Source organism: Cryobacterium algoricola (assembly GCF_004402485.1).
GTDB lineage: Bacteria > Actinomycetota > Actinomycetes > Actinomycetales > Microbacteriaceae > Cryobacterium > Cryobacterium algoricola.
Window position 1 is genome coordinate 105,359 of sequence record NZ_SOFG01000016.1, and the last position, 25,728, is coordinate 131,086.

At 70.2% G+C, this 25,728-nt stretch carries 24 protein-coding genes; 13 read left to right on the plus strand and 11 right to left on the minus strand.

Going from position 1 to position 25,728, the window contains the following annotated elements:
• Nucleotides 1-25 precede the first annotated feature (25 nt).
• Nucleotides 26-1,984 carry an AMP-binding protein gene (locus E3O44_RS12950; protein WP_134535193.1) on the minus strand — a complete coding sequence of 653 codons (1,959 nt, stop codon included), beginning with the start codon at nucleotides 1,982-1,984 and terminating at the stop codon, nucleotides 26-28.
• 91 nt (nucleotides 1,985-2,075) lie between these two features.
• Here E3O44_RS12950 and E3O44_RS12955 point away from each other — a divergent pair, with 91 nt between their 5' ends.
• The 9 genes from E3O44_RS12955 to E3O44_RS12995 all read left to right on the plus strand — a co-directional run bounded on the left by E3O44_RS12955 (nucleotide 2,076) and on the right by E3O44_RS12995 (nucleotide 9,613).
• Nucleotides 2,076-2,792, plus strand: a complete 717-nt coding sequence (locus tag E3O44_RS12955; protein WP_134535194.1) for a GntR family transcriptional regulator — start codon at nucleotides 2,076-2,078, stop codon at nucleotides 2,790-2,792.
• Nucleotides 2,793-2,875: 83 nt separating this feature from the next.
• On the plus strand, nucleotides 2,876-4,411 hold the full coding sequence (locus tag E3O44_RS12960; RefSeq protein WP_134535195.1) for an MmgE/PrpD family protein: 1,536 nt from the start codon (nucleotides 2,876-2,878) through the stop codon (nucleotides 4,409-4,411).
• Nucleotides 4,411-5,322 (plus strand): methylisocitrate lyase, encoded by a 912-nt coding sequence (gene prpB / locus E3O44_RS12965; RefSeq protein ID WP_134535196.1) that lies wholly within the window; start codon nucleotides 4,411-4,413, stop codon nucleotides 5,320-5,322. The genes E3O44_RS12960 and prpB overlap by 1 nt, the downstream gene beginning before the upstream one ends.
• 30 nt (nucleotides 5,323-5,352) lie before the next feature.
• Nucleotides 5,353-6,576 carry a bifunctional 2-methylcitrate synthase/citrate synthase gene (locus E3O44_RS12970; RefSeq protein ID WP_134535197.1) on the plus strand — a complete coding sequence of 408 codons (1,224 nt, stop codon included), beginning with the start codon at nucleotides 5,353-5,355 and terminating at the stop codon, nucleotides 6,574-6,576.
• On the plus strand, nucleotides 6,545-7,141 hold the full coding sequence (locus E3O44_RS12975) for a phosphoribosyltransferase (RefSeq protein ID WP_134535198.1): 597 nt from the start codon (nucleotides 6,545-6,547) through the stop codon (nucleotides 7,139-7,141). The genes E3O44_RS12970 and E3O44_RS12975 overlap by 32 nt, the downstream gene beginning before the upstream one ends.
• Nucleotides 7,138-7,887: a Type 1 glutamine amidotransferase-like domain-containing protein gene (locus tag E3O44_RS12980; protein ID WP_134535199.1), complete on the plus strand. Its 750-nt coding sequence runs from the start codon at nucleotides 7,138-7,140 to the stop codon at nucleotides 7,885-7,887. Before E3O44_RS12975 ends, E3O44_RS12980 begins: the two co-directional genes overlap by 4 nt.
• Nucleotides 7,888-7,890: 3 nt before the next feature.
• Nucleotides 7,891-8,586 carry a uracil-DNA glycosylase gene (locus E3O44_RS12985; RefSeq protein ID WP_241976309.1) on the plus strand — a complete coding sequence of 232 codons (696 nt, stop codon included), beginning with the start codon at nucleotides 7,891-7,893 and terminating at the stop codon, nucleotides 8,584-8,586.
• Between the two features lie 53 nt (nucleotides 8,587-8,639).
• Nucleotides 8,640-9,218, plus strand: coding sequence for a GNAT family N-acetyltransferase (locus E3O44_RS12990; RefSeq protein ID WP_134535200.1), 579 nt, complete (start codon nucleotides 8,640-8,642; stop codon nucleotides 9,216-9,218).
• A 5-nt stretch (nucleotides 9,219-9,223) separates the two neighbouring features.
• Nucleotides 9,224-9,613, plus strand: coding sequence for a hypothetical protein (locus E3O44_RS12995; RefSeq protein WP_134535201.1), 390 nt, complete (start codon nucleotides 9,224-9,226; stop codon nucleotides 9,611-9,613).
• A 2-nt stretch (nucleotides 9,614-9,615) separates the two neighbouring features.
• On the opposite strand, the gene E3O44_RS13000 is transcribed toward E3O44_RS12995, so the two are convergent.
• Nucleotides 9,616-10,272, minus strand: a complete 657-nt coding sequence (locus tag E3O44_RS13000; RefSeq protein ID WP_134535202.1) for a hypothetical protein — start codon at nucleotides 10,270-10,272, stop codon at nucleotides 9,616-9,618.
• Between the two features lie 111 nt (nucleotides 10,273-10,383).
• Nucleotides 10,384-12,459 carry an MMPL family transporter gene (locus E3O44_RS13005; RefSeq protein ID WP_134535203.1) on the minus strand — a complete coding sequence of 692 codons (2,076 nt, stop codon included), beginning with the start codon at nucleotides 12,457-12,459 and terminating at the stop codon, nucleotides 10,384-10,386.
• Between the two features lie 61 nt (nucleotides 12,460-12,520).
• Between E3O44_RS13005 and E3O44_RS13010 the strand changes: the two genes are divergently transcribed.
• From E3O44_RS13010 to E3O44_RS13020, 3 genes are all read left to right on the plus strand, one after another.
• Nucleotides 12,521-13,159 carry a MarR family transcriptional regulator gene (locus E3O44_RS13010; protein ID WP_134535204.1) on the plus strand — a complete coding sequence of 213 codons (639 nt, stop codon included), beginning with the start codon at nucleotides 12,521-12,523 and terminating at the stop codon, nucleotides 13,157-13,159.
• Between the two features lie 51 nt (nucleotides 13,160-13,210).
• A complete protein-coding gene (locus E3O44_RS13015; protein WP_134535205.1) occupies nucleotides 13,211-13,714 on the plus strand; it encodes a Fur family transcriptional regulator in 504 nt (167 codons plus the stop codon).
• Between the two features lie 72 nt (nucleotides 13,715-13,786).
• The gene (locus tag E3O44_RS13020) at nucleotides 13,787-15,289 is read left to right on the plus strand and encodes a catalase (RefSeq protein ID WP_134535206.1); all 1,503 of its coding nucleotides are present in this window, start codon (nucleotides 13,787-13,789) and stop codon (nucleotides 15,287-15,289) included.
• 21 nt (nucleotides 15,290-15,310) lie between these two features.
• On the opposite strand, the gene E3O44_RS13025 is transcribed toward E3O44_RS13020, so the two are convergent.
• Nucleotides 15,311-16,180 carry an SDR family NAD(P)-dependent oxidoreductase gene (locus tag E3O44_RS13025; protein ID WP_241976310.1) on the minus strand — a complete coding sequence of 290 codons (870 nt, stop codon included), beginning with the start codon at nucleotides 16,178-16,180 and terminating at the stop codon, nucleotides 15,311-15,313.
• Nucleotides 16,177-16,548, minus strand: a complete 372-nt coding sequence (locus E3O44_RS13030; protein ID WP_134535207.1) for a Fe-S oxidoreductase — start codon at nucleotides 16,546-16,548, stop codon at nucleotides 16,177-16,179. Before E3O44_RS13030 ends, E3O44_RS13025 begins: the two co-directional genes overlap by 4 nt.
• Nucleotides 16,549-16,591: 43 nt before the next feature.
• On the opposite strand from E3O44_RS13030, the gene E3O44_RS13035 reads away from it, so the two are divergent.
• Nucleotides 16,592-19,591 carry an ATP-binding protein gene (locus E3O44_RS13035; protein WP_134535208.1) on the plus strand — a complete coding sequence of 1,000 codons (3,000 nt, stop codon included), beginning with the start codon at nucleotides 16,592-16,594 and terminating at the stop codon, nucleotides 19,589-19,591.
• A gap of 54 nt (nucleotides 19,592-19,645) precedes the next feature.
• Here E3O44_RS13035 and E3O44_RS13040 read toward each other — a convergent pair whose 3' ends face one another.
• The 6 genes from E3O44_RS13040 to E3O44_RS13065 form a co-directional block, all read right to left on the minus strand.
• On the minus strand, nucleotides 19,646-20,419 hold the full coding sequence (locus tag E3O44_RS13040) for an ABC transporter permease (protein WP_134535209.1): 774 nt from the start codon (nucleotides 20,417-20,419) through the stop codon (nucleotides 19,646-19,648).
• Entirely contained in the window at nucleotides 20,416-21,402 is a 987-nt protein-coding gene (locus E3O44_RS13045; RefSeq protein ID WP_134535210.1) for an ATP-binding cassette domain-containing protein, read from the minus strand. The genes E3O44_RS13040 and E3O44_RS13045 overlap by 4 nt, the downstream gene beginning before the upstream one ends.
• Before the next feature lie 137 nt (nucleotides 21,403-21,539).
• Nucleotides 21,540-22,985: a dihydrolipoyl dehydrogenase family protein gene (locus E3O44_RS13050; RefSeq protein ID WP_134535211.1), complete on the minus strand. Its 1,446-nt coding sequence runs from the start codon at nucleotides 22,983-22,985 to the stop codon at nucleotides 21,540-21,542.
• Between the two features lie 53 nt (nucleotides 22,986-23,038).
• On the minus strand, nucleotides 23,039-23,875 hold the full coding sequence (locus E3O44_RS13055) for a crotonase/enoyl-CoA hydratase family protein (protein ID WP_134535212.1): 837 nt from the start codon (nucleotides 23,873-23,875) through the stop codon (nucleotides 23,039-23,041).
• 165 nt (nucleotides 23,876-24,040) lie between these two features.
• The gene (locus E3O44_RS13060; RefSeq protein WP_134535213.1) at nucleotides 24,041-24,874 is read right to left on the minus strand and encodes an arginase family protein; all 834 of its coding nucleotides are present in this window, start codon (nucleotides 24,872-24,874) and stop codon (nucleotides 24,041-24,043) included.
• A 117-nt stretch (nucleotides 24,875-24,991) separates the two neighbouring features.
• Nucleotides 24,992-25,723, minus strand: a complete 732-nt coding sequence (locus E3O44_RS13065) for a PspA/IM30 family protein (RefSeq protein WP_134535214.1) — start codon at nucleotides 25,721-25,723, stop codon at nucleotides 24,992-24,994.
• Between the last annotated feature and the right edge of the window lie 5 nt (nucleotides 25,724-25,728).

Here is a 25,728-nt window from a genome sequence, read left to right on the forward strand (position 1 = left end):
GTGCAGGGGTGGTGCGGTCTGGGGGTCAGTGCGTGTGGGCGGTGCCGTGCACGGCGAGCTTCAGCGCGTCGAGCACGGTCGGGTCCTCGATGGTCGGTGGCACCGTGTACGGCTCGCCGTCGACGATCTGGCGGATCGTCTTGCGCAGGATCTTGCCCGAGCGGGTCTTCGGCAGCCGATCGAGGATCGTCACGTCCCGGAAGGCGGCGACCGGGCCGACGTGCTCCCGCACAAGGCCGACGAGTTCCTTGGCGAGGGTGTCGTGGTCGATCCTCGCCCCCGCCTTGAGCGTCACGAAGCCCGCGGCGCGCTGGCCCTTGAGGGGATCGTGCACGCCGAGCACGGCGCACTCCGCGACCGCAGGATGCAGGGTGAGCACCTCCTCGAGGGATCCGGTCGACAGCCGGTGACCGGCCACGTTGATCACGTCGTCGGTGCGGCCCATCACGTAGAGGTAGCCGTCCGTGTCGACGTGGCCCGAGTCGCCCGTCGCGTAGTAGCCGGGGAATGCGGAGAGGTAGGCGTTCCGGTACCGGTCCGTGCTTCCCCAGATTCCGAGCAGGGTGCCGGGCGGGAGCGGCAGGCGGATGGCGATGTTGCCCTCCTTGCCCGCCTTCGTCACGGGCCGGCCCTTCGAGTCGAGGATCTCGACGGCATAGCCCGCGACCGGGAACGTCGCAGATCCCGGCTTCGTCGGGATCTCCTCGATGCCGCGCGGGTTCGCGCAGATCGCCCAGCCGGTCTCGGTCTGCCACCAGTGGTCGATCACCGGGCAGTGCAGCCCGTCGTTCGCCCAGTGGTACGTCTCAGGGTCGAGTCGCTCCCCGGCGAGGAAGAGGCCGGTCAGGCTCGAGACGTCGTACTTCTTCAGCTCGGCGAGCTCGGGGTCGACCCGGCGGATGGCCCGGATCGCGGTCGGCGCGGTGAAGAGCACGGTGACCTTGTAGTCCTCCACGACCCGCCAGAAGGCGCCGGCGTCGGGGGTGCCGATCGGTTTGCCCTCGTAGATCACGGTCGTCGCCCCGACGAGGAGCGGCGCGTAGACGATGTAGGAGTGCCCGACGACCCAGCCGACGTCGGAGGCGGCCCAGAAGACGTCGCCGGGACCCGCGGCGTAGATGTTGCGCATCGACCAGGCGAGCGCGACGGCATGGCCGCCGTTGTCGCGCACGATGCCCTTCGGGTTCCCCGTCGTTCCCGAGGTGTAGAGGATGTAGAGCGGGTCCTCGGAGCGGAGGCTCACGGGTTCGGCCGGGGTCGCGGCATCCTCTTCGGTCGCCCAGTCGAGCCACGTGACCGGTCCCTCGCCGGCGTAGTCGGCCGCGCTCCCGGGGATCGACTCGCGGTCCCGCACGATCACGGTGCGCACCGATCCGGTCGACCGGTCGAGCGCCTTCTTGACGAGCGGCAGGTATTCGACGACGCGGCCGGGCTCGAGCCCGCCGGACGCGGTCACGATCACGGTGGGACGGGCGTCGTCGATCCGCACGGCGAGTTCGCTCGCCGCGAAACCGCCGAAGACCACGGAGTGCACGGCGCCGATCCTGGCGCACGCGAGCATGGCCACGATCGCCTCGGGGATCATCGGCAGGTAGACGATCACCCGGTCGCCGACGCCGACGCCCTGGGCGCGCAGTACCCCGGCGAACCGGGAGACGCGTTCGAGCAGCCGGCTGTAGCTGATGCTGACCCGGGTGCCGCTCATCGCGGAGTCGTAGATGACCGCGGCCCGGTCGCCGTGGCCGGCGAGCACGTGCCGGTCGAGGGCGTTGTAGCTCGTGTTGAGCTCGCCGTCCGGGAACCAGCGCCAGAGCCCGGGCTCGCGTTCCTCCAGCGCGGTGCGCGGCGGCACGGTCCAGTCGATGAAAGCTGATGCCTCGAGCCAGAAGTCGGCGCGGGTCGCGGCATCCGTCGAGCGCAGCCAGGAGTCGCGGTAGCTCCCCGCCGTGTCTGTCGCTGTGTACGTCACTGTGAACCTCCCCATTGAAGCTCCTATGTATACATAGAATTCAGGAAGTCTTGCACACGCCGGGTAAAAAGGGAATAGCATGGCGTCTGTGTATACAGAAACCCCAATGTCGGGGAACACCACTCCGCTGGGTACCCGCACGGCCGTACCGCCGGTCGCCGTCGTCAGCGCGAGCGAACGCGCCTACCGGCAACTGCGCGACGAAATCCTCGACGGAGTCCTCGCCCCGGGCGCCGGTCTCCTCGAGGTCGAGCAGTCCGACCGCATCGGCGTCTCGCGTACCCCGCTCCGGGCCGCCATCGCCCGCCTGATCGCCGACGGGCTCGTCGCCGGCCGCGCCGGCCGCGGCTTCATGGTCACGGAGATGTCCGTCGACAGCATCCACGAACTGTACGAACTCCGTCGCGCCCTCGAGGAGCACGCGGCCAGGATCGCGGCGACCAGGCGCGACCCCCACGTCTTCCTCGAGCTGCGCGACCAGTTCCGCACGGCACCCGAACTGTTGCTGCAGGGCGAGGCCGGCCTGCACCGGTACTACGAGCTCATCGACGACTTCGACGACGCGCTCGACGCGGCCGTCGGCAACCCGTTCCTCGTCACAGCGCTCGCCAACGTGCGCACCCACCTCGCCAGGATCCGCAGGCTCGCCAGGCACAATCCGGCCCGGCTGCGGGCGGCGGCGGCCGAGCACCTCCTGATCATCGAGGCCATCGTCGCCGGCGACACCTCGCTCGCCGCCCATGCCACCCATGTCCACCTTCACCAGAGCCTCAGCAACGTCCTCGCCGCGCTCGAGGCGAACCCGGCCGCCCAGGCCGACTGAAACACCACCCACCCGAAACCACCGCCCAACCGAACCACCGCCCAACCGAACCACCGCCCAACCGAACCACCGAAGGGAACCCTGTGCAGTTTCACGATGTTCGAGTCCACCGCAGCGACGAAGACCTGGCCCGCACGGACCAGCTCGCCTGGAAGATCGCCGAGTGCGCAGCCGACCCGGTGGAGGTCTCCGCCGAGGTGACCGAGATGATCATCAACCGGGTCATCGACAATGCCGCGGTCGCAGCGGCCTCGCTCACCCGGCGACCGGTCGTCGCCGCGCGCTCACAGGCGCTCGCGCATCCGCGTTCCTTCAACGGCGTCGGCGCGACCGTGTTCGGCGAACAGCGTTCCCGCCGGGTCTCGCCGGAATGGGCGGCCTGGGCCAACGGCGTCGCCGTCCGCGAACTGGACTACCACGACACCTTCCTCGCCGCCGAGTACTCCCACCCCGGCGACAACATCCCGCCGGTCCTCGCCGTCGCCCAGCACCTCGCCGTCACCCGCGGCCTGACCGGGCGGGACCTCGTGCGCGGAATCGCGACCGGCTACGAGGTCCAGATCGACCTCGTGCGGGCGATCAGCCTGCACGCGCACAAGATCGACCACGTCGCCCACCTCGGCCCGTCGGCCGCCGCCGGGATCGGCACCCTGCTCGGCCTCGACACCGAGACGATCTTCCAGGCCATCGGCCAGGCTCTGCACACCACAACGGCCACCCGGCAGTCCCGCAAGGGTGAGATCTCGAGCTGGAAGGCGTACGCCCCCGCGTTCGCCGGCAAGATGGCCGTCGAATCCGTCGACCGCGCCATGCGCGGCGAGACGAGTCCGACCCCGATCTACGAGGGCGAAGACGGCGTCATCGCGTGGCTCCTCGACGGTCCGGAGGCTTCCTACCAGGTAGCCCTGCCCGGCCGGGGTGAGGCCAAGCGGGCCATCCTGGACAGTTACACGAAGGAACACTCCGCCGAGTACCAGGCCCAGGCCCTCATCGACCTCGCCCGCAAGCTCTACCGCGAGCACCCTGAACTCGCCGACCCGGCCAATATCACCCGGATCGTGATCCACACGAGCCACCACACCCACAACGTGATCGGCTCCGGTGCGAACGACCCGCAGAAGTACGACCCGAGTGCGACCAGGGAGACCCTCGACCACTCGATCCCGTACATCTTCACCGTCGCACTGCAGGACGGCAGCTGGCACCACGTCGACTCCTACCGGCCGGAACGCGCGAGCCGCGCGGACACCATCGCCCTCTGGAACAAGGTCACGACCGAGGAAGACGTCGAGTGGACCCGGCGCTACCACTCGCTCGACCCCGCCGAGAAGGCCTTCGGCGGCCGGGTCGAGATCGAGCTGGCCAATGGCAAGCGGATCGTCGACGAGCTCGCCGTCGCCGACGCGCATCCGCTCGGCGCGCAGCCCTTCGGCCGGGCGGAGTACATTGACAAGTTCCGTACGCTCGCCGCGGGCGTGCTCGAGGAGGGCGAGATCCTGCGCTTCCTCGACGCCGCCGAACGGCTTCCCGACCTCGCCGCCGACGACCTCGACCAGCTCACCATCGTGGCCCGCAACGGCCTGCTCACCTCGGTCCCCATCCCGAATGGAATCTTCTGATGTTGTATTCGACACGCACCCCCGCCGCCAAGCGCGAGGGTTTCCGCCGTGACCTGGCCAGCGGACGCCTGCTCCGGTTCCCCGGGGCATTCAACCCGCTCTCCGCCCGCCTGATCGAGGCGAAGGGGTTCGAGGGCGTCTACATCTCGGGCGCCGTGCTCTCCGCCGACCTCGGCCTGCCCGACATCGGCCTGACCACCCTCACCGAGGTCGCCGGGCGCAGCCAGCAGATCGCCCGGATGACCGACCTGCCCGCGATCGTCGACGCCGACACCGGCTTCGGCGAGCCGATGAACGTCGCCCGCACCGTGCAGACCCTCGAGGACGCCGGGCTCGCCGGCATGCACATCGAAGACCAGGTCAACCCGAAGCGCTGCGGCCACCTCGACGGCAAGCAGGTCGTCGACCTCGAGACGGCGAGCAAGCGCATCCGTGCCGCCGTCGACGCGCGCAGGGACCCGAACTTCCTCGTGATGGCGCGCACCGACATCCGTGCGGTCGACGGCCTCGCCGCGGCCGTCGACCGGGCGAAGGCGCTCGTCGACGCGGGCGCCGACGCGATCTTCCCGGAGGCGATGGCGTCTCTCGCCGAATTCGCGGCGATCCGTGCGGCCGTCGACGTGCCGGTGCTCGCGAACATGACCGAGTTCGGCAAGGGGGAGCTGTTCACTGTGCAGCAGCTCGCCGATGTCGGGATGAACCTGGTGATCTTCCCCGTCTCGCTGCTGCGCCTCGCGATGGGGGCCGCCGACCGCGGCCTCGACGCGATCATCGAACACGGCTCGCTCGAGTCGATGCTGCCCGAGATGCAGCACCGTTCGACGCTCTACGAACTGCTCGACTACGAGTCGTACAATCACTTCGACTCTGGCGTCTTCAACTTCACCCTCAACCCCACCCTTCCCGCGTAACCACGCACTCGCCGCACGCAAAGGAGCGACATGAGCCAGAACGAACCAGCCGTCACCGAACCGACGGTCTACAAGGGCCTCGCCGGAATCGTGGTCGACCGCACCCGCGTCTCCAAAGTCAACGACCTGTCGAACTCCCTGCTCTACCGGGGCTACCCCGTGCAGGAACTCGCCGCGCAGAAGAGCTTCGAGGAGGTCACCTACCTGCTCTGGAACGGCGAACTGCCGACGCCGGACGAACTCGCCGCCTTCGAGGACGAGGAGCGGTCGCTCCGCCACCTCCAGCCCGCCGTGCGCCGCGTGATCGACGAGCTTCCCCTGACCGCGCACCCGATGGACGTCGTGCGCACCGCCGTGAGCCTGATCGGCGCCTTCGACCCGCAGGTCGACGACGCCTCCCCGGAGGCGAACAAGGCCAAGGGCCTGCGGCTCTGGTCCCAGATGCCCGCGATCGTCGCGTACGACCAGCGCCGCCGCCACGGGCTCGAGCCGATCGAACCGCGCGACGACCTCGGCTACTCGGCGAACTTCCTGTTCATGACCTTCGGCGAGGTGCCCGAACTCGTCGTCGTCGAGGCCTTCGACGTGTCGATGATCATGTACGCCGACCACTCCTTCAACGCATCGACCTTCACGGCGCGGGTGATCACCTCCACGATGAGCGACCTGCACTCGGCGATCACCGGGGCCGTCGGCGCCCTCAAGGGCGCGCTGCACGGCGGCGCCAACGAAGCCGTCATGCACATTTTCGAGCAGATCGGCCTCGGCGAAGGCTCCGGCGAGCGGGCGGATGCCTGGCTCACGGCGACCCTCGACGCGCACCAGAAGGTGATGGGTTTCGGCCACCGCGTCTACAAGCACGGCGACTCCCGGGTGCCGACGATGAAGACCGCGCTGCTCACCCTGGTCGAGCACTACCAGCGCCCTGACCTGATCGAGCTCTACGAGCGCCTCGCAGCCGGGATGAAGGAGCGCACCGGAATCCTGCCGAACCTCGACTACCCGTCGGGGCCGGCGTACTACCTGATGGGCTTCGACACCCTGACGTTCACGCCCATCTTCGTGGCCTCCCGGATCGCCGGCTGGACCGCGCACATCATGGAGCAGACCGCCTCGAACTCCCTGATCCGACCGCTCTCGCTCTACGACGGGCACCCGGAACGGCATCTGCCCGCTGCAGCGGAACCCGACCTGCAACCGGCCGGTGACCTACCATTGGACAATGGCATTCGAAGCAGACGACTCAGCAACTGACACGCCCGGCATCCAGCGGGAAATTCTCGGCTGGGAGGACTTCGCCAACGCCTCGCGGCAACTGGCCGTCGACGTGCTGTCGAGCGGATTCCGCCCGGACGTCGTGATCGCGATCGCGCGCGGCGGACTGCTGCTCGCGGGCGCGATGTCGTACGCGCTCGGCACCAAGAACTGCGGCAGCATCAACGTGCAGTTCTACACCGGGGTCGACGAACGCCTGCCGGAACCCGTGCTCTCCGGGCCGATGCTCGACGCGCCCGCGCTCGCCGGCCTCAGCGTGCTGCTCGTCGACGACGTCTCCGACTCCGGACGCACCCTCGCGCTCGTGCTGGCCATGCTGCGCGAGTCCGCTGCCGAGGTGCGCTGCGCGACCCTGTACACCAAGCCGCGCACGGTCCTCATCCCGGACTACACCTGGCGCGAGACCGACGACTGGATCGTGTTCCCGTGGTCTGCCCTGCCGATCGTCGACGCGCCAGAGGTGACGGCGCTGCTCGCCCCCATCGTCGCGACCGTCGTCGCTCCCGCCGTCGTCGCTCCCGCTGTCGCCGGCGTCGTCGCATGAGCATCCACCTCGTCGGCGGTGGCTGGGCCACCGCGCACAGTGCGGCCGTGTTCGGGCCGTTCCTCGCCGAGGCGACCGTGCGTTCCACGGCCGCCGGTCGCGACGAACCCCGGATCGCGATCATCGCCGTGCGCGCCCCAGGCACCGCCGGCCTCGACGACGTTGTCGACGACGCCGCCCAGCACGCCGCCAGGCTCGCGGAAGCGCTCGGCACTGCGGGAGTCTTCGAGGCGAAGATCACCGAACTCGCACTGAGCGACGCGGCGACCCTGCCGGCGATCGCGGACGTCGACGGCATCCTCGTCGGCGGCGGGCTCACTCCCGCCTACCTCGCCGCACTCACCCCGATCGCCGGCGAGATCCGCCGCCAGGTGTCCGCCGGCGTACCGTACTTCGGCTACTCCGCCGGCGCCATGATCGCCGCGGAGCGCGCCCTCGTCGGAGGCTGGCGCCTCGGCGAGGTCGAGGTCAGCGCCGAAGTGGCCGCGGAAGGCCTCGACGAACTCACCATCCAGCCCGGCATCGGCCTGCTCGACGTCACCGTCGACGTGCACGCCGCCCAGTGGGGCACACTGTCCCGGCTGATCGCCGCAACGGAAGCCGGCCTCATCGACGGCGGCCTCGCGGTCGACGAGAACACCGCGCTCATCGTTGGGGAGGGCGCCCTCCGCGTCGTCGGCGCCGGCAGCGTCTGGCGGGTCAGCCAGTCCGAGAACGGCGTCCTCGTCAGCACCTTCGGCGCCTAAGCAGTGATCGATCCGGCAGCGATCGGCAGGGCATCGATCGATCCGGCAGGGATCGACCCCGGCTGGTCAGCGGCCCTCGCCCCCGCGGCGGGCGCGCTGGCCCAGGCCACCGCCTTCCTGGACGCGGAGTCGGCCGCCGGGCGGCCCTGGCTGCCGGAGCCTGCGAACGTGCTGCGTGCCTTCCTCTCCCCGTTCCAGGAGGTGCGCGTGCTCCTGGTCGGCCAGGACCCGTATCCGACGCCGGGGCATCCGCTCGGCCTCGCCTTCGCGGTCGACCCTGCCGTGCGGCCCCTGCCGCGGAGCCTCGTGAACATCGGCGCCGAGCTCCAGTCGGACGTCGGAGTCACCCTGCGCACCGGGGACCTCTCCGCGTGGTCCGCCCAGGGCGTGCTGCTGCTCAACCGGGTGCTGACCGTGCGTGCCGGCGAGCCGGGTTCGCACCGCGGGCACGGCTGGGAGGCCGTCACGGACCAGGCCATCCGCGCGCTCGTCGCCCGCGGCACGCCGCTCGTCGCGATCCTGTGGGGAAAGGACGCCGCGAAGCTGCGACCGTTGCTCGCGGACACTCCCGTGATCGAGTCTGCGCATCCGAGCCCGCTGTCCGCGCGGCGCGGCTTTTTCGGGTCGAGGCCGTTCAGCCGCGCGAACGACCTCCTCGTCGCGCAGGGCGCGGTACCCGTCGACTGGACTCTCGGGTAGCGCTCTCGGGTAGCGCTCTCGGGTAATCTGGAAGTCCGTGTGAGGAGCCAGCCATGCTTGAAGAGGAATACCAGCCGCGCCGGCAGTTGCCCAGGCACCTGCGCCCGGTGCCGGAGACCGAGGCTCCGTTCGAGTACTCGATGCGGGACGCGCTCATCACCGACCTCCCGTACATCCGGGAGATCTACAACTATTACGTCGCGAACAGTACAGTCACCTTCGACGTGGACCCGATGACTCTCGCCGCCTGGCGCAGCAAGTTCTACTACCTCGGCAAGCTCGGCATGCCCTTCATCGTGGCCGTGTCGCCAGCCGGTCAGATCCTCGGCTATGCGCTCGTCACGCCGTGGAAGGAGAAGCGCGCGTTCCGCTTCACCGTCGAGAACTCGATCTACCTCGGAGCGGCCTCGACCGGGAAGGGCCTCGGCCGGGTGCTCCTCGGCGAACTCATCACCCGCTCCAAGGACGCCGGCCTCAAGGAGATCATCGCCGTCATCGCCGACCAGGGCGCCGACGCCTCGATCAAGCTGCACCTCGACTTCGGGTTCAAGGAGATCGGCCGGATGGGCAAGGTCGGCTTCAAGTTCGACCGCTGGCTCGGAACCGTGCTGCTCCAGAAGAGCCTGAAGTAAACCCGGTGACCGACCAGGAAATCTCGTTCGAACCGCCGAAGCGCCACACCGTGCTGCGGTCCTTCGCCGGACATCTCGAAGCACCGCCGGAGACCGTGTTCGTGCGGCTGCTCGCGGCGCTGATGCCGGAACCGAGCGCGGGTGCTGTCGCGATCGGCCGGCATTTCCGCGCCGATCCCGCCGAGCGCCTGATCGTGGTGCAGGGGAACTGGTGGTACCGCGGCGAGTACCGCGTACTCGCAGAGGACGAGGGGTCGCTCGTGCAGTACGAGATCGTCAACGTCGCGCAGGCATTCCACGCCGCCGGGGCGCTCACCGCCCGCTCGACGCTTCGGGCGGCGCCCCGCGCGTTCCAGGACCTGCTCACGACGGTCGCAGGCCCGCTCGCCCACTGAGGTCAGGGCGTGAGGTGCAGCGTGAGCTCCGGTCCGCCGAGCAGCACCGCGAGCACGGATGCCCCGAGCCCGCCGACGAGAAGCAGCCCCGGATGGGCGAGCCCCACGACAGTGGCCCGCACGCGCGGCCTGGTCCGCAGGAACTCCTCCGGAACCGCGTGCGCCGCGGGCACCTCGCGCCAGCCGCGTAACCGCCGCAGGAACCAGCTGCACCGCACGACGAACGCCATCCACAGCACGAGCAGCACCACCGGGATCGCCGCGAGCATGAGCGCGAAGCCGAGCCCGGTCACCGCGGCGTCGTCGTCGTGTGCCGCGGCCTGGATCGTCGTCGAGATCGACGAACTCGCGACCACCGACACGCTCCAGACCAGGAATGCCGCGCACAGCGCGAGGAACCGCACGAAGAAATGGCCGAGGACCGAGTCGTTCCCGGGCGGCAGGTGATCACGCGGCGTTGCCGCGAGCAGCCACAGCGTCGCGCAGAGGGCTGGCAGGGAGGCCATCAGCACGACCGCATACCAGCCGGGGTCCGGTACCCAGGGTGCGAGGGCGTCTGAAGCGACCACGACACCCCAGAGGGCGAGCCAGGCCCAGCCCGACCGCAGCGGATGCCGCACGAGCCACGCCGGCAGCATCCGCTCGAGCACCGCAATCATGCGCACACTGTACTCGCGAGGCACACCGGACCGAACGCGGGTGTTCCGCCGGTCCGCGGGTGGCGCACCACCCGCGCTGCGGCGGAAGACCCGCGCTCGACGAAAGCGGAGCTACTCGCGGAGCGCCGGGCGCGACGGCCACCAGAACCGGTCGCCGGTCAGGAAGACGAGCGCGGGAACCACGAGGGTGCGCACGAGCAGGGTGTCGAGCAGCACGCCGAGGCAGACGATCACGCCGATCTGCGCGAGCGCGACGACCGGGAGCACCCCGAGCACGACGAAGACCGCCGCGATCAGGATGCCGGCACTCGTGATCACCGCTCCGGTCGAGGAGAGGGCTCGAACCATGCCCTCCCGGGTGCCGTGCAGCCGGGCCTCCTCCCGCGCCCGCGTCGTGAGGAAGATGTTGTAGTCCACACCGAGCGCGACGAGGAACAGGAACGCGAACAGCACGACGTTCGTGTTGAACGCCGGGAACCCGAGCAGGTTCTGGAAGATCAGGTTCGAGGCGCCGAGGCTCGCGAAGAACGTCGCGAGCACGCTCGCAATCAGCAGCACCGGGGCGACGAGCGAGCGGAGCAGCAGGGCGAGGATCCCGAAGACGATCGCGAGGATCATCGGCAGGATCAGGTCCTGGTCGCGCTGCGAGCTCGTGCGGGTGTCGAGGGCCGTCGCGTCTGTGCCGCCGACGAGGGTGTCTGCGACGGGGCCGCCGGCATCGGCGTATGCGCTCCGGAGCGACGTGATCGTCGCGAAGGTCGTCTCGCTGCCCGGTTCGCTCCCGAGCGACAAGTTGAGGCGGGTGAGCCCGTTCGCGCTCTCCCCGGTCTGCACCGCGGCGACGCCGGTCGTGGCGGTCGCGAGGCTCGCGGCCTCGGTGGCCGCGGCATCCGGCGCCAGCACGACGGTCTGGCTGGTGAGCCCCGACGAGAACGACGCGTCGACGATGGCCTGCGCCTGCACCGATTCGGGGTTGCCGAGCAGCTGGTCGGCCTGAGAGAGTCCAACGGATGCCCCGATCAGCCCGAGACTGAGGGCGCCGAGTCCGAGAGCGGAGCCGACGATGATCGCAACGGGGCGGCGGGCGACGCCGCGGCCGAGCTTGGACCAGAATCCGGTGTGCACGCGGGGCGATGCGGGGTCGTATCGGGGGACGAACGGCCAGAACAGCCCGCGGCCGCAGACGACGAGGGCGGCGGGCAGCACGATGAGGGCGAACAGGATCGCGATGACGACCCCGATCGCGCATGCGAAACCGAGTGCGCGGTTGCCGGAGAGTTCGGCGAAGAGCAGGGTCAGCAGGCTGAGCGCGACGGTCCCGCCGCTCGCCGCGATTGCGGGACCGGCGCTCCGTACGGCGATCCGCATCGCCTCGTTCCTGCTCTCCGTGTGCAGCAGTTCCTCGCGGTAACGGGCGACGAGGAGCAGCGCGTAGTTGGTTCCGGCGCCGAAGACGAGCACGGACTGGATGCCCGACACGCTCGCGTCCAGGGTGATCCCGAACGGCCCGGCGAGGGCGCTCACGACGACCCCGGCGAGTCCGTCGGCGAGGCCGACGACCACGAGCGGCACGATCCAGAGCACGGGGCTGCGGTAGGTGATGATCAGCAGCACCGCGACGACGATCACGGTCACGAGCAGCAGCCGGAAATCGGCGCCCGCGAAGGCGTTGGAGATGTCGGCCTGGAACCCGACCGGCCCCGTCACGTAGGAGCTCAGGCCGGCGGGCAGGTCGCTCGAGGCGGCCGAGCGGATGTCCGTGGCCGTGCCCTTGACGTCGGCGCTGACGGCGGCGGCCTCGAGCGGCACCACGCTGATCGCGGCAAGCCCGTCGTCGCTGAACTGCGGTGTCGTTGCACGCGGTGCGGTCGACAGGGCGCCGAGCTCGGCGGCCCGCGCGGTGATCGCTGCCTTGTCCGCCTCGGTCAGTGCGCTGTCCGGACCGGTCGCGTCGGCACCGCCGCGGCTCCAGACCACGATCGCGGAGGTCTGCTTCGCCGAGGGGAAGTCGGCGAGGAGGGCGTCGACCCTCGCCGCCTGGCTCGCCGTGGGCAGTCCGGAGGTTGGGAAGTCGTTCCCTGCGCTCTTCGGCAGCAGGGCGAACAGCAGTCCGATGGCGATGACGGCGCCGACGAGGACGACCCAGGCCGTGCGCCGACCCGTGATGATGCGCACAATCCCGAGCACTTTTCCTCCAATAGTCCTGATTGCTAAGCATCCTAGCAATGTCAGGACTAGTATGGCGGTCATGGCAGAGCCTCGCAAGTCCCCGCTCCCGGCGAGCGCGCCGACCGGTTCCCCGGCGGGAGCGCCGGTTGCTGCGCCCGTCGGCACGCCGGCCGGCGCCGTCCAGCCCCTGGTCGGCGACAACGATATCGGCCTGCCCTATTCCGGCGAGATCGGCACTCAGCTGCGTGAATTCGTGGTGCTGTCCCGGGCGTTCGAGCGTCAGGTCGGTCAGGCGCTCGCGGTGAACCCGACCGACTTGTCCGCAATGGAACACCTGATCAGCGCCGGTTCGCTCACGCCGAGCGAACTCTCGCGGCGACTTGACATCTCGACGGCCGCGACCACCCTGGTGGTCGACCGGCTCGTCGCACTCGGCCATGCCCGGCGCGAGGCGCACGCATCGGACCGCCGGAAGGTCGTCGTCCTGCCCGCGGCGAAATCCGTGGCGATGGCCGTCGGCGCGCTCATGCCCGTGATCGGGGGAGTCGCCACGGTCACCCGCGATCTCCCTCCGGAGGAGCGGGCGGTGATCGCTCGCTTCCTGTCGCGCGTGCTCGAGGTCTACCACGGCGCCCTCGACGGCGGCGCCGCTGGAGCAGAGGGAAACGGAGACGGCACCGACACCGCCGCGCCCCGGTTCCGACCCCCCGCTTCCTGAACGTTCCGTGAATTGTTTTGAGGAAATCAAGACAACTGTTAGCGTGAGGGTATGACGACGACGGGGGTGCCGAGCACGACCCCTGGTTTCTCGGACCCTGATTCCTCGAGCCCTGGCTTCTCGGGACCGGGCGAGCCCGGGCAGCTCGGCGACAGCATCCGCCGGTCGGGCCTCAAAGTCACAGCGCCTCGCCTCGCCGTGCTGCGTGCCCTCGACGATTCTCCGCACACGAGTGCCGAACGACTCTTCGCCCTCGTGCGGATCGAGTTGCCCGGCACGTCGCTTCAGGCCGTCTACGGTGTGCTCGCGGCCTTCACCTCGGCGGGCCTCACCCGCAGGATCGAACCCTCCGGGTCTCCCGCGCTCTACGAACGCCGCGTCGGAGACAACCATCACCACGTGATCTGCTCCAGCTGCGCCGCGGTGCGGGACGTGGACTGCGCCGTCGGCGAAGCGCCCTGCCTCGAGCCGAACGACGCCGCCGGTTTTGTCGTGCACGCGGCCGAAGTCACCTTCTGGGGCCTGTGCCCCGACTGCCAGGCGGCGACCGCGTAGCCGCACCGCCGGCCCGGACCACCCACTCACCCTTACTTTCGCAGTGCACATGTAGTCGAACAAAGGAGCAGTATGACCACCGAGTCGAAGCCCACCACCACTCAGAGCGGAGCGCCCGTCGCGAGCGACGAGCATTCCCTCACCGTCGGGACCGACGGCGTCGCAGCCCTGCACGACCGCTACCTCGTCGAGAAGCTCGCGCAGTTCAACCGGGAGCGCATCCCGGAGCGGATCGTGCACGCCAAGGGCGGCGGAGCGCACGGCGTGTTCGAGGTTACCGGCGACGTCTCGGCGTACACCCGCGCCGCGGTCTTCCAGCCCGACACGAGTACCGAGACGCTCCAGCGCTTCTCGAGCGTCGCCGGCGAGCAGGGCAGCCCGGACACCTGGCGCGACGTGCGCGGCTTCTCGGTCAAGTTCTACACGACGGAGGGCAACTACGACATCGTCGGCAACAACACCCCGGTGTTCTTCATCCGCGACGGCATCAAGTTCCCCGACTTCATCCACTCCCAGAAGCGCCTTCCGGGCTCCGGCCTGCGCGATGCCACGATGCAGTGGGACTTCTGGACCCTCTCGCCGGAGTCCGCGCACCAGGTCACCTACCTGATGGGCGATCGCGGCCTCCCGCGCTCCTGGCGCGAGATGCCCGGTTTCGGCTCGCACACCTACCAGTGGATCAACGCCGCGGGCGAACGCTTCTGGGTCAAGTACCACTTCGCCTCCAACCAGGGCAACGTCGAGATGGAGGGCTCTGAGGCCGAGCTCATCGCCGGCGCAGACGCCGACTACTACCGCCGCGACCTGCACGACGCGATCGAGGCAGGCAACTTCCCGTCCTGGACCGTCTCGGTGCAGATCATGCCGTACGAGGAGGCCAAGACCTACCGGTTCAATCCCTTCGACCTGACCAAGGTCTGGCCGCACGCCGACTACCCGCTGATCGAGCTCGGTGTGCACACGCTCAACCGCAACCCGCAGAACTTCTTCGCCGAGATCGAGCAGGCCGCGTTCTCGCCGGCCAACTTCGTGCCCGGCATCGCGGCGAGCCCGGACAAGATGCTGATGGCGCGCATCTTCTCCTACCCGGACGCCGCGCGATACCGGGTCGGCACGAACTACGCCGAGCTGCCCGTCAACGCCCCGCACGCCGCCGCGGTGAACGGCTACTCGCAGGACGGCGCCGGCCGGCATCACTTCAACGCTCCAGAGGCCCCGAACTACGCGCCGAACTCGCTCGGCGGCCCCGTGGCCGACCCGCTGCTCGCCGGTGAGGGCAGCTGGGAGAACGACGGCGCGCTGCTCCGTGCCGCCGCCGTGCTCCGCAGCGAGGACAGCGACTTCGGCCAGGCAGGGACGCTCTACCGCGACGTGTTCGACGACGCGGCCAAGGCCCGCTTCCTCGACACCATCACGGGCGCGATCAGCGGCGTGCAGCGCCCTGAGGTCACCGAGCGCGCGATCTGGTACTGGACGAGCGTCGACGCCCAGCTCGGCGCCGCACTGCGCGCGAACCTCGCGAAGTGGGCCGAGGCGGACATGCTTGCCGAGGCATCCGCCCAGTATTCAGAGTAAGCAGCGTCTCGGAGTAAGCGGCTACTCGAGAGTGGGTGCGGCGGCGGCCGCACCCACCATCGCCGCGCTGCGCTCCCAGAGGGCTGCGGCGAGTGCCGGGTCGTAGGCGAGCTTGTTCGCCTTCGCGACCAGGCGCTTGTCGTAGTACTCCCCGGAGATCCAGTCGCCCAGGGGAGCCGTGGCGAGCCAGACCAGGGTGTCTGCGCCCTGCTCCGGGGTGATCAGCATCCGCTTGAGCGGGGTCTGGTAGATGAACCGCATCACGCTCGTCGAGTTCGACGAGAAGCTCGTCGCGACGACGCCGGGGTGGAAGGCCGCGGTCGTGAGGCCCCGCTCGTGGTAGCGGTGGTGCAGCTCGCGGGTGAAGAGGATGTTGGCGAGCTTGGCGTTGCCGTACGCCCGGTTGGGCGAGTACTTTCGGCTCCCGTCGAGGTCGTCGATGTCGAACCGGGCGTAGACGCTGTTCGCCACGCTCGCGGTGTTGATCACCCGGGCACGGCTCTCCAGCAGCCGGTCGGTGAGGAGCGTCGTGAGCAGGAACGGCGCAAGGTGGTTGACCTGGAAGGTCATCTCGTGGCCGTCGACGGTGAGCACGCGCTTGCCCATGATGCCGCCGGCGTTGTTCGCGAGCACGTCGATGCGCGGGTAGCGCTCGAGGAGGGTCGCTGCGAGTGCGCGCACGTCGTCGAGGCTGGCGAAGTCGGCGGTGAACGAGTCGGCGCCGAGCTCGGCGGCGACGGCGGCGGTCTTGGCCGCCGAGCGTCCCACGATGACAACGGATGCCCCGGTGCGGCTGAGTGCGCGGGCCGCGGCAGCGCCGATGCCGTCGCTGCCTCCGGTGATGATGATCGTGCGAGCGGACGGTGCGGATTCTTCGGACATTTCTTTCATGACTTTCCTTTGGCCAGGTAGCCGCCCTTGTCCAGGCCGGCCTCGATTTCAAAACGGTTGGTGAGTGGGTTGCGGCCGGCCGCACGGTAGAACAGCGGGAACAGCATGCCGTAGTGCTGCCACTGGCGCTTGTGCACGGCCTCGTGTTCGAGGATCGCGTCGGAAACGTTGTCCCGGGTGAGGTAGCAGCCGCCGACGCACGACCCGCCGCGGCCGAATGCCCAGTCCGGCAGGCCGCGGAAGACGATCAGGCCGCCGCGTCGCTCGACGCGCCCGGTGCTGAGGAGCCCTCCCCAGACCAGCCCGACGGCCGTCGCGTAGAGGTATCCCGCCCTGCTGAGGGAGGAATCGAAGAGGATCCGGCGCATGTACCAAGCGTATGCCGCCTGACCGGCACTTAGAGTTAACCCCGTGCGAATTCGACTGCTGGGCGGCCTGAGTGTCGAGCACGACGGACGACGTCTTCCCGTGACCGGGGCGATGCAGCTCGCCGTGCTGTTCCGGCTTGCCGTCGACGCCGGGACGGCCGTGAGCTACCGGGCGATCGCCGAGGACGTCTGGTCCCGCGATGCGCCGGAGAACCAGCGGGCCGCCCTGCAGTCCATCGTCTCGAGGCTGCGGGCCCAGCTCCCGCCCGGCCTGATCGAGTCGACGGTCGGCGGCTACCGCCTCCGACTCGCCAGGTCCGACGTCGACGCACTCCGTTTCGAAGACCTCGTCGCCGAAGCCGGTGCCGCCGCCGGGGCCGGCTTGCCGGCGGATGCCCGGCGCGGCGCGAGCGCGGCCCTCGCGCTCTGGGCCGGCGAACCCTGGATCCCGTCCCCGGACTTCGACTGGTTCCTCCGCGACCTCGCCCGTGACCGGGCCAGGGCACTCGAACTCGCCGGGCCGGACGGCGCAGCCCCCGAATCGGGCGCACCCTCAGCCGCCCGCGGCATCCCGGTGTCCCTCACCCGCCTCGTCGGCCGGGAGCGGGAACTCGCCGCGATCGAGGAGCAGCTCGCCGGGTCCCGGCTGGTCACGATCGTCGGAACCGGGGGAATCGGGAAGACGCGGCTCGCGCTCGAAACAGCAGCGGGCATCCGTGGGGCCGTGCTCGTCGAACTCGCCCCGGTCGGCCCTGGCGAGGTGCTCGCCGCGGTGCTCGCGGCCACGGGGCGCGAACTGCGCACCTCGGACGCGCCCGTCGAACCCGTCGGCAGCCTCGAGCGGGTCGTCGAGGCGCTGCTCGGCCGCGCGGCCCTGCTCGTGCTCGACAACTGCGAGCACGTCATCGATGCGGTCGCCCGGCTCGCGGAAAGCCTGCTCGGCGCACTCCCCGCGCTGACCATCCTCGCCACGAGTCGCGAGCCGCTCGGTATTCCCGGCGAAGCCTTCGTCACCGTCGGGTCGTTGCCGCACCCGAGTGAATCGGAGCTCGCGGCCGCCGTCGGCTCGCCGGACGCGCCCGGCTCGCCGGCGTCGCCCGGGTCGCCCGGGTCGCCGGAGAGCCTGCGCGAGTTCGCCGCGCTCGAACTGTTCAGCCAGCGTGCCGTCGCTGCGCGGGGCACCGGCCTCTCCACCGCGGAACTGGCCAGTGCCGCCCGGATCTGCGCGCGCCTCGACGGGCTGCCGCTCGCCATCGAGCTCGCCGCCGCGAAGCTCCGCACGATGACCCTCGACGAGGTCCTCGACGGCCTCGACAGCCGTTTCACCCTCCTCACCGGCGGGTACCGCACCGCGCTGCCCCGGCACCAGACCCTGCGCGCCCTGATCGACTGGAGCTGGAGCCTGCTCTCGGCGGCCGAACGCACGGCGCTCGGCCGACTCGCGGTGTTCCCCGCCGGCATCGACACCCGGGATGCGGCCGACGTCGCCGCCACGGCCGGTCTCGCCGGGGCATCCGTTTTCGAGAGCCTCGTGGACAAGTCGCTGCTGCACCGCGAGCGCGGACGCTACCGGCTGCTCGAGACCATCCGCGAGTACGGCATCGAGCGACTCGCGGAGGCCGGGACTCTCGCTGCCGAGCGAGCGGCGCAGGCCGAGTACGCGATGCTGCGGGCGGAGGCCGCCGATGCGCTGATGCGCGGGCCGCGGATCCGCGAGGCGATCGCGTGGTTCGACGCCGAAGACGACAATGTGACCGCAGCGCTCCGTTACACCACGAGCGCGCGTCTCGCCGAGCCCGCGGTCCGGATTGCGCTCGCCTGCGTCTGGTACTGGGGGATCCGGGAGCGGCGCGACGAGCTCGGCGCCTGGCTCGGTGCGGTGAGCGAGCTGGCCGCAGCGGTCGACAGTGACGAAGCACGCGCCATCGTGCTGTTCGCGCCGGTCGTCCGGGCCTTCTCCGCGGAGGAGGCCAACCTCGATGCCGCCCGCGACTCGGCACTCGTGCCCGAGGCGCTCGCCGAGGCAGCGCGGCGTGCGTTCGACGCGTGGGCGCAGGACCCGCCGGGGCGGGGCGGCGAGCTCATGCAGCTGGCCTTCCCGCTCCTGTCCGCGTTCCGGACCTCGTTCGGCGAAGAGGGCTGGATGCTGCGGGTGCGGATCCCGAGCGGCGAGGATCTCGGTCTCGATCCCTGGCCAACGGCCATGCTGCACGTGATCCGGGCCGCGACGGCGCAGAACCGCGGCGACATCACTGAGCTCGGCGAGGCATCCACTCGCGCCGTGACCGCATTCGAGGAGATCGGCGACCTCTGGGGCCTCGCCCTCGCCCAGCAGATGCGCGCGGAGTGGTTCAGCCTGCAGGGGCGCCTCGAGGAAGCGCTCGACGTGACCGATGCCTCGACCGCGAACATGAGCCGCATCACCTCGAGCTGGGACCTCGCCCAGCAGCAGGCGCTCGCCGTGTCGATCATGCTGCGGCAGGGCAGGCTCGCGGCGGCCAGGGAGCGCGCGGACGAAGTCCTCGCCGGGGCGGCGGAGTCCGGCAACATCTTCACGGTGATCCTGGCCGAGGCGACCGCGCTCGTGCTCGACCTGAACGACCGGGACGCGCGCGCAGCGAGCGCCCGGCTCGCCAGGATCGAGGACCTCGCGTCGGGCTGGCCGAACATGCCCAGCCAGCTCGTGGCCATGATCGGCGTGCGCCGGGCCGAGCTCGCGCTGCTGCTGGGCGACCCGGATGCCGCGGAGCGGGCCATCCGGGTCGCCGCGGGGGCTGCGATCGCGAGCCTCGACCACCCCGTGATCGGCCAGGTCGCCCTGAGCCTCGGCGGCCTCGCGCTCGCCCGCGGACAGGTCGAGGAGGCCGTGCGTGCGCTCGACCTCTCCGCGGCGATCATCGGGGCATACGACCGCCTCGAACCGCGCGCGATCGCGATCGAGGCTGCGGCGGCCGCCCGCGGCATCGACCGGGCGACGCCGGCGCCCTCCTCGCGCCCGCAGGCCCTCGCGACACTCCGTGCCCTGATCGATCCCGCGCCCTGATCCCGCCCCAGCCCGCCCCCGCTCGCGGAGCGATTTCGCGGGAGGGAGAGGGGGTTAGAGCTTGGTGCGGTAGGCGCGCATCGCCAGCGGGAAGAAGACCCCGACGAGCACGACGCAGGAGAGCAGCACCCAGAGCACTTCACCGCCGACGGTGGTGCCCGGGGTCATGATCGAGTTGCCGACCAGGAGGCCGCGCATCGCGTCGGTGACGTGCGTGACCGGGTTGATCGCGACCCAGCCCTGCAGCCAGCCGGGCATGGTCGCAGCGGGCACGAACGCAGAGGAGCCGAAGGTGAGCGGGAAGACGATCAGGAACGACAGTCCCTGCACGGCGCCCGAGCTGCGGGCGAGCATGCCGATGAAGACGGATGTCCAGCACAGGCTCATCGCGAAGACGATCATCAGCACGATGGCCGTCGCGACCGAGTACCACGGGGTCAGGAACCGGAAGCCGATCGCCGCACCGAAGGCGAGGGTGACGCCGATCGCGATGCTGTGCCGCACCACGTCGCCGGTCACGGCGCCCATGAGCGGTGCGGACCGGGCGATCGGGAGGGACCGGAACCGGTCGAACACCCCGTTCTTCAGGTCGGAGTTGAGGTTGACGCCGATGGTCATCGCCGTCGTCATGATCGTCTGCACGATGATGCCGGGAAGCGCGAACTGGAGGTAGTCCTGGCTCGTCCCCGCGATCGCGCCGCCGAAGATGAACACGAAGATCACCGTCATCACGATCGGCTGCACCGAGACGTCGAGGAACTGTTCGGGGTTGCGCACCATCTTGGTGACGGTGCGCTGGGCGAGGATCAGTGAGTCGCGGACCATCATGATGCGGCTCCTTCCGTGACGAGGCCGGGGGTGGACGGTGACGCGGGCGCTGCCGGCGTGTGACCGGTCAGGGAGTAGAAGACCTCGTCGAGGCTCGGGAGCCGCAGCGAGAGTTCGGTGACGGCGATGTTCTCGGCGTGCAGCCGGGCGACGGTCGCGGTGAGGGCGTCTGCGCCTGCGACGGGGACGGAGACGAGGCTGGGGGAGGGGAACTCGGGGGCGCGGGTGCCGACCGAGGCGAGCAGGGCGGTGACCCGGTCCAGGTCGCGGTCGTCGGCCGGCCGCACCTCGAGGGTCTGCCCGCCGACCTGGCGTTTCAGGCCATCCGGGGTGTCGTGGGCGATGACGAGACCGTGGTCGATGACGGTGATCTCGTTCGCGAGGGCATCCGCTTCTTCGAGGTACTGGGTGGTGAGAAGAACGGTCGTGCCCTGGCGGACGAGGGTGCGGATCATCTCCCAGACGTCGTCGCGCTTGGCGGGGTCGAGGCCCGTGGTCGGTTCGTCGAGGAAGACGACGCTCGGCCGGCCGATGAGTGAGGCCGCGAGGTCGAGACGGCGGCGCATGCCGCCGGAATAGGTCTTGGCGAGGCGGTCACCGGCGTCGGTCAGCTCGAATTCCTCGAGGAGCTCGGCGGCGCGCGCCTTCGCGCTCGAGCGGGACAGGCCGAGCAGGCGCCCGATCATCACGAGGTTCTCGACGCCGCGCAGGTCTTCGTCAACGCTCGCGTACTGGCCGGTCAGGCCGATCCGGCGGCGCACCTCGACGGGGTGCGACAGGACGTCGAAACCGGCGACCCTGACCGTGCCGGCGTCGGGCTTCAGCAGGGTCGCGAGGATGCGCACGGCGGTGGTCTTGCCCGCGCCGTTGGGTCCGAGCACGCCGAGCACCCGGCCGGGTTCGACGGTGAGGTCGATTCCGGCGAGTGCCTGGGTCGAGCCGAATCGTTTGGTGAGCCCGCGGGCTTCGATTGCTGCGGTCATTGTGCCTCCTGGGTAGGACACCAGTAGACAATTCCCGCGCTGTCGCCCCGCTGCCGCGCGCTGTCGCCCCGCTGCCGCGCGCTGTCATCGCCTGTCAGCGCCATCCTGTCGCGCGGCCGCGGGCAGCGGATGCCCCGTTACGGGCGGCCGTATGCCTCCAGCAGGCGCAGCCAGACTTCGCTCATCGTGGGGTAGGCCGGCACCGCGTGCCAGAGCCGGGCGATCGGAACCTCACCGACGACGGCGATCGTCGCCGCGTGCAGGAGCTCGGAGACGTCCTGACCGACGAAGGTGACACCGACGAGCACCTCCCGGTCGAGATCGACGACGGCCCTGGCCATGCCGGTGTACCCGTCGGCCTGCAGGCTCGCCCCCGCGACGTTTCCGATCGGATAGTCGAGCACCCGGATCCGGAGGCCGGCCTTCTCCGCCGCCGCCTGGGTGAGCCCGACCGAGGCGACCTCGGGATCGGTGAACGTGACCTGGGGAACCGCGGAGTGGTCTGCGGTCGCGACGTGGGTGCCCCAGGGCGCGTCGTCGACGGCGCGGCCGAAGGCGCGGGCGACGATGACGTCGCCCGCAGCGCGCGCCTGGTACTTGCCCTGGTGGGTGAGCAGCGCCCGGTGAGTGACGTCGCCGGTCGCATACAGCCAGTCGCCGGCGAGGTCCGCCGCGTCACCCTGAACCAGCAGAGTGTCGTCGACGGTCAGCCAGTCGCCGTCGCGAAGCCCGACGGACGCGAGCCCGACGTCGTCGGTCCGGGGCGTGCGACCCGTCGCGACGAGGACCTCGTTCGCGGTGACGGTTCCGCCGCTCGCGAGGGTGAGCACGACGGTGCCGTCGGCCGCGCGCATCGCGAGCACCGGGGCCTCTCCGGTCAGTACGGTCGCTCCCGCCGCGCGCAGCGCCTCAATGACGAGTTCGCCGGCGAACGGCTCCTCCTTGCCGAGGAGGGTGTGGCGCACGATGAGTGTGACCCGGGCGCCGAGCGACGTGTACGCCGTGGCCATTTCGGCTGCGGTGACGCCGCCGCCGATGATGGCGAGGCTCTCCGGAATGTGCTGGGCGCTCGTGGCCTCGCGGCTGGTCCAGGGGTCGACGGTGCCGATCCCCGGGATGTCGGGCAGCACGGCGGATGAACCGGTGCTCACTACGACGGCATGCCGGGCGGTGAGGACTCTTGTCGTGCCGTCGGCCCCGGTCACGGTCACCTCGCGCACGCCGCTCAGGCGGGCATGCCCGCGGACGAGGGCGATTCCCGCTGAGTCGAGCCAGCCGACCTGGCCGTCGTCCGACCAGTGGCTCGTGAACGAGTCCCGGCGACGCAGCACCGCGGCGACGTCGAGCTCACCGGTCGCGGCCTCTGCGGCCCCGCCGACCCGGCGGGCGGCGGAGAGCGCGGCGCCGCTCCGCAGCAGGGCCTTCGAGGGCATGCACGCCCAGTACGAGCATTCGCCGCCGACGAGTTCGCTCTCGACGATGACGGTGCTCAACCCGCCCTGGACGGTGCGGTCTGCGACATTCTCTCCGACGGCGCCGCCGCCGATCACGATGACGTCATAGGTCGTGGTCTGGTCGTTCATGCTGTCTCCTGTCGTCGATGAGTCGTGCTGTGGGGGAAACCCCAGCGGGTACCTCAGCGCCCCACGAATTCCGCCGGGGTGCGGGTGCGGAACGCTTCCATGCCGATCCGGGCATCCTCGCTCGCCGCAAGCACGCCGAGGGCCGGCTGCAGGCCGGCCTCCGCGACGGCGTCGCCGAGTCGCACAGCGTCTCGTGCGCTCGCGAGGCTTGCCTGCACCGCGAGCGGTGCCTGGGCGGCGATCCGTCCGGCGAGCTCGAGCGCCCGGTCGAACTCGGTGCCGTCGGGGACGACCTCCTGCACGAGGCCGATCCGCAGCGCCTCCGCGGCGTCGAACATGTCACCGGTGAGGATCCAGCGCATCGCATTGCCCCAGCCGACCGCGCGCGGGAACCGGATCGTGGCTCCGCCGAACGGCAGGATGCCGCGGGCCACCTCGATCTGTCCGAACCGCGTCGAGGCGGCCGCGACCGAGATCTCACTCGCGAGCATGAGCTCGATTCCGAGCGTGAGGCAGGTGCCCTGAACGGCCATCACCACCGGCTTCGAGACCGCGTGGCCGTCGACCTGCCAGGGGTTGATCCCGCCGTCCGGCACCATGTCGATGCCGTCCGGGCCGAGGCGGGGGCCGATGTCGGCGAGGTCGAGACCGGCCGTGAAGTGCTCGCCGACCGCGTAGACGAGGCCGACCCGCAGCTCGGGGTCGCGGTCGAGGTCACCGTAGGCCAGGGACAGCTGCTGCAGCATCAGCAAGTCTGCGGCGTTGCGCTTGTCCGGCCGGTTGAGCCCGATCAGGAGCACGTGCCCCCGTCGTTCGGTCAGGACCCGGGGCTCCTGCCGGTCGGGGTCGTGCTGATTTCGGCTCTGTTCGGTGCTGCGCTGCTCGCTCACGGATGCCTTCCCTGGTTGTTGAGTTTCGGCGCGTTGCCCGCGGTGCAGGACAACGCAACGTCGGAGTTTTGCGCGACCCGCGGTATCCGCTGCCCGCGTGCACGGCGTGTCGGAAAAATCTCCGATTCTGCGTGACGCGATTGTGCGTGCGTGACGACGAGCAAATCAGCGGGTGAGGGCGCCGATGATCCGCAGGATGCTCGGCAGGTCGTCGTTCGCGGCCTCGGGAGAGGCGGGCGCGAAGCCGGCGATGGTCGCGCCGGCGAGCTCGAACTCGGCCCTGAGCGCGGTGATCGCGCGACCGAGCGTCTCGACACTCAGCCCGAAGGGCAGCAGGTTCGCCAGCCCGGTCAGCACCGCGGGGTCGAGAACGTCGAGGTCGAGGTGCAGGTAGAACGCGGTCGCGCCGGTCGCGCGGACCGCGGCGACCAGGCCATCCGGCGTCTCGAGCTCCTCGATCGACAGGCTGCGGATGCCCGCCGCACCGATGAGCTCGGCCTCGGCCGGGTCGATGTCGCGGGCTCCCGCGATCACGATCCGGTCGAACGGGACCCGTTCAGCCGCGTTGAGCACGAGCCCGTCGACACCCTCGCCGGCGATCGCCCGGAGCACCATGCCGCCGAAGGCTCCGGAGGGAGACGATTCGGGGGTGTGCAGGTCGGGGTGCGCGTCGAGCCAGACCACGGCGAGGCCGCCCGGATGCCGCGCCGAAGCGTGGCCGACGGCCGCGAGTGAGACGCCGCACTCCCCGCCGATCGTGAGGACGGGTGTGACGCAGTCGCGCAGCGCACGGGTGAGGCGCTCGCGCACCATCACAAGGCTCGAGAACCGGTCGATGCCGGTGTCCTGCGCGTCGCCGGCCTCGACCGGAACCGGGACTTCGACGGTGGCGGAGGACGGGAGATCACCCCGGATCGCCTCCGCACCATCACTGAGGCGCATCGCGCGCGGCGAAACCGAACCCTGCCATTGCGGCACGACAACGAAGGAGGGAGCCATACTCCAGTATGCGCCTCGCCGGTTGCCGCGCGCGAGGGTATCCGGCGCGTTCTCCGAACTCAAAAGTGCACCCTCTCGGCGGTTTAGCGCCGGCTCGGGTCCGCTGACCACCCGCTCCTATTTTTCGATCTCACTCGTCCCTGAGGACTTGAGTGCGGCCAGGCGGGCGTCGACCTCGGTGAGTTCGCCGAGGTCTTCGAGGCTTTCGAACTGGGCGTCGAGGCTCGACGCTGCGAGCTCGTTCGCCCCGCGCACCTTGGCCTCCTCGCGGCGGATCTTGTCCTCGAACCGGCTGACCTCGCTCGTGGGGTCCATGATGTCGATGCTCTTGACCGCGTCCATGACCTTGGTCTGCGCCGCGGCCGTCTTCGAACGGGCGATGAGTTCGTCCCGCTTGGCGGACAGCTGGCCGAGCTTCTCCTTCATCGCGTTGAGGCCGGTCTTGAGCTGCTCGACGACGGTGGTCTGCGAGGCGATCTGCGGCTCGGCGGCCTTCGCCTCCTTCTCTGACTGCAGCTGGCGGCCGAGCGCGACCTTGGCGAGGTTGTCGAACTTGTCGGCGTCGACGGAGTTGCCCGCTGCGCGCAGCTCGTCAGCCTTGCGGCTCGCGGCGAGTGCCTTGCCGCCCCACTCCGCGGCGGCCTCGACGTCCTCCCGGTGGTCGTCCTCGAGGAGGCGCAGGTTGCCGATCGTCTCCGCGATGGCGCCCTCGGCGTCCGAGATGCTGTTGCTGTAGTCGCGCACCATCTGGTCGAGCATGAGTTTTGGGTCTTCTGCCGAGTCGATCAGGGAGTTGATGTTCGCCTTGGCGAGTTGTGCGATGCGGCCGAAGATGGATTGCTTGGTCATGACAA